We start from the raw sequence: 3066 nt of genomic DNA on the forward strand, positions 1-3066 counted from the left end.
CCACCGACCCGCGGCGTGATCGCCCCCGCCACCCGCGCACACGACTGGGTCACCACTGGTCACCTCCCTGCGCGGCGCCGGCCATGGCCGGGCGAGTGGTCACGTTGTCGGCCCAGGCGTCGTTGACGTTGAGGGTGCCGGGAGCCTGGTTGGAGCGGTGGGCAGGCCGGGTGCCCCGGCCACGGACGCGGACCAGCGCCCGCTCCATCTGGGCCTTGGAGGGCAGGCCCTCCTCGAGGCCGTTGAGGGCTCGCTTGACCTCGGCCTCGGCGTAGTCGTGATCAAGGAACGGCAGGATCAGCGACTTGAGGGCGTGCAGGGCGTTGTTGGCAACGACCGGGACGTTCTGGCTCTCCCGATACTTGATCCAGCTCCGGGCGATGCCCATTGCGATGTCGTGGTTCGTCGGGGTTTTTGGGGCCATCGACTCGTCGGCCAGCTTCGCGACCGCCTTGCGGCGTGCGGGGATCGCCCCGTCGAGCGAAAGCTGGATCGGCTCGTCGAGCACGCTGCCGAGGACCGCGTCGGCGAGGCCGACGATGACGACCTGGATTCGCTGGAGTGAAACGGCGAAGCCCCGCGATCGCGATGAGAGACAGGACCCACGCCGCGGGCCAGTCGGAACCGTAGGGCGCTGGTACGACGAGGGCGGTCCCTGGCGGGCCGCACTTCCTCCGATTCCGCAGAATCAGATCTGCCTTTCACCGCTGGGTCTCGCCCGTCGCGCGCCGCGGCCACCAGCTCGACAGCAGTTCGACCGGGCATACGAGCGAATCCAGAGCTGAAGGCTCTGGACTCGCTCGCTAATGCCCGGTCTCGCGGGTGGTTTCATGACCAGCGCCGGACGGCGGCGGCACGGCAGCGGCGGGCTGCCTGCACGAAGAGCGCGGACGGCCCGGCCCCTACCCCGCACCACCGTGATCCTGTCACGCCAGCGCGACAACGGGCTCTGGGGTTTCGTCGGTGGCGGCGTTGGTGACGATGGCCAGCGCGAACACGGTGCAGATGGTCAGTACGGCAGGCAGGATTCCCACCGCGTCGTGAAGCATGTCGTTGGTGCCCATGACCAGCCCCGGATCGTAGCCGGTGATCGTCGCCGGATACCACAACAGTGCGTCTTGCCGCGGCGCAGCCTGCGCGTCGAGCACGGAAAGGACGTTGGCGATGGTGCTCAGCTCCAGCACCAGGTACCCGCCTGCCACGGTGACCACGGCGGACAACACACCACGCCCGCGCAGCCTCGCCGTCACCGTGATCAGTACCGACATGCCAACACACCACGTGACTGTGGCCGGAAGTGTGGCGACCAGGCTCGCACCCAGCGACTCACCCGACAGGGGAATCGATGGCAGTACCCACAAGGCGGTGACAACTGTCGCCAATGCGGCAGGCACTACCAGCCCAGGCGCTGCGATCGCGCCCCTGCGTCCTATCGATCGTCCCCACCGGACGGCCAGCAGCGCAACCGGGAGCACCGTCGCCGCGCTGGCGATCGCAATCGACTGATAACCGGTGCGGGCGTTATCGATGTTGTTGAACACCATCAGGACGGCAGACAGCGCAATCAGCAGGGCCATGCCGAAAATTGCAGGTGCAGCGAGAAGTTTCACCATGGTTGACTTGGCGATACATGGGCGATGCACGGTGAAGTGCTCCCTTCGATCAGTCAGCGCGCACCAGGCCACGTCGGCCAGGTCACGGACCGGTCGGGATGAGTGGGTGAGCAGGTCTGCGATCTCATCGCCATAGCGTTCACGGACCAGGCGCGGATACAGCGCTAGCAGGCCCCGGATGAGCCGCGGCGACATCAGGCCACCGCCAGCCGGCGCAGACCGGTGCCGGCCACCGCGTGCATGCGCTTCAACTCCGCGTTCAGCGCCGCCCGACCGGTATCGGTGAGCTGGTAAGGCTTGCGTCGATCCTGCTCAGGCAGCGCCTCGATGTAATGGCGCTCCTCCAGGCGCCGGATCGCGCCATACAGCGTGCCAGGGCCCGGCCGTTCACCGGCCAACTCGGCGATGTCGTCCTGCATGGCATAACCATGCTTCGGACCCGCCGCCAAACTGATCATGATGAGCACCGCTGGCTCGGAGAACCTGCCGAGCTCCGATAGCCCAGACAAGCAGCACCTCCCTTACTACGTTCTGCGTAGTATCGCAGGACGTAGTAGTTCTTCGTCAAGACCCCCACTGCGGAGACAACGGGCGACTCAACGGCTCACTCGGCGCTGGCCGACATTCGCAGGGCGACCGAGCTCCGCAAAGCGCTCGCCACGCAGTCACTGTTCATCAACTCCGACCGGCCCGAGCTGACCAAGGTGTTCGAGTACATCCGGCCCCGGCGACGCGCTCACCGTCGTCTCCCTCGACCCGCACGCACGTGGGCAGCGGCGGCAGGTCGCACACGTCGTGGTGTAGCCGGTCGATCCGATCCAACACCGCTGGAATCGGGTCGTGCCAGGCACCGAACCACCACCGCGCTCACCGCCCTCCACCCGGCGCTCCTCACCGCTCAGCCATCCTGATCCGCGAGCAGGCCCGCCAGCACCCGATGCGTACGGTTGGACCGCACCGCCGCCCGCTGCTGACCCGCTGTCACCTCGATGTACGTCTGCGACGACGCCAACGACGCATGTCCCAGCAACCGCATGATCTCCGCCGCACCCGCCCCGTCCTCCGCCAACCGCGTCGCGAAGGTGTGCCGCAGCGCGTGCAACCGCGCACCCCGTGGCACCCGGTCACCGATGCCCGCCCGCCGGTAACACGAGTCCACCAGATACTGCAGCCCGCCCCGGCGCAGCGGCTCACCCCGCCGGTCCACCAGAAACGGCGAATCCGGCCGCACCGTGCGCGAACCGAACCGCCGCGCTCGACTCTCCAGATAGGTCACCAGCACCCGGTCCAGCTCCGGCTCGATGGGCACCACCCTCGGCCGGCCACCCTTGCCCGCCACGTCCACCCGCCGCTCGCCCGGCCGACCCGCCACCGACGACACCCGCAACGCCAACAGCTCCGACAGGCGCAATCCCGCACACAGCGCCAACGCCAGCACTGCCACATCCCGTTC

The 3066-nt window shown here is 68.0% G+C and carries 4 protein-coding genes; all 4 read right to left on the reverse strand.

Annotation, left to right across the window (positions count from 1 at the left end):
- Positions 1-49: 49 nt before the first annotated feature.
- A complete protein-coding gene (locus tag E1193_RS30745) occupies positions 50-508 on the reverse strand; it encodes a hypothetical protein (RefSeq protein WP_132186631.1) in 459 nt (152 codons plus the stop codon).
- 418 nt (positions 509-926) lie between these two features.
- A complete protein-coding gene (locus tag E1193_RS30750; RefSeq protein ID WP_132186632.1) occupies positions 927-1808 on the reverse strand; it encodes a hypothetical protein in 882 nt (293 codons plus the stop codon).
- Positions 1808-2071, reverse strand: a complete 264-nt coding sequence (locus E1193_RS30755) for a helix-turn-helix transcriptional regulator (RefSeq protein ID WP_132186634.1) — start codon at positions 2069-2071, stop codon at positions 1808-1810. Before E1193_RS30755 ends, E1193_RS30750 begins: the two co-directional genes overlap by 1 nt.
- 440 nt (positions 2072-2511) lie before the next feature.
- A partial coding sequence (locus E1193_RS30765) for a site-specific integrase (protein ID WP_132186633.1) occupies positions 2512-3066 on the reverse strand: 555 nt, incomplete at its 5' end.

Source organism: Micromonospora sp. KC606 (genome assembly GCF_004348675.1).
Taxonomy (GTDB): domain Bacteria; phylum Actinomycetota; class Actinomycetes; order Mycobacteriales; family Micromonosporaceae; genus Micromonospora.

Coding starts and splice junctions, on each gene's coding strand:
- E1193_RS30755 (WP_132186634.1), bottom strand. CDS start 2,071: ATGATCAGTTTGGCGGCGGGTCCGAAGCATGGTTATGCCATGCAGGAC.
- E1193_RS30750 (WP_132186632.1), bottom strand. CDS start 1,808: ATGTCGCCGCGGCTCATCCGGGGCCTGCTAGCGCTGTATCCGCGCCTG.